Below are 338 nucleotides of genomic sequence, written 5' to 3' on the forward strand. Positions count from 1 at the left end.
GCTGTATCCGATCTTCGGTTTCGGTGGTCGGGTGCTGGGCACGAGCGGGCACATCTGAATCCGGCCCGGGAGGCGCTGCGGGCGGACGACGGGGCGTTGCACCGCCGGCTGCTGTCGATCCGGGGGGAGGCCGGCCTCGCCGAGGAGATCTCCGTGCTCCGGGTGTTCGATGTGATCGCGTGGGTGGACGGGGAAGAACCGCGGCCTGGGCGAGCCGTCTGACCAGGGAAGATGACACGTCCCGGTGTGCTGTCTTCGTCGGGTGCACGAGGATGATGGTTATGCGGATGAAGTTTCACGAGCAGCTCGACGAGCTGACGGACCGTCTGGCGTCGATG

The 338-nt window shown here is 66.9% G+C and carries 1 protein-coding gene; it reads left to right on the plus strand.

Going from position 1 to position 338, the window contains the following annotated elements; all coding sequences use genetic code 11:
• A partial coding sequence (locus CJ177_RS46605) for a DUF6308 family protein (RefSeq protein ID WP_257015120.1) occupies positions 1–222 on the plus strand: 222 nt, incomplete at its 5' end.
• Positions 223–338: the final 116 nt, after the last annotated feature.

It is taken from the genome of Rhodococcus sp. ACPA1, from assembly GCF_002300195.1.
GTDB classification, from domain to species: domain Bacteria; phylum Actinomycetota; class Actinomycetes; order Mycobacteriales; family Mycobacteriaceae; genus Rhodococcus_F; species Rhodococcus_F opacus.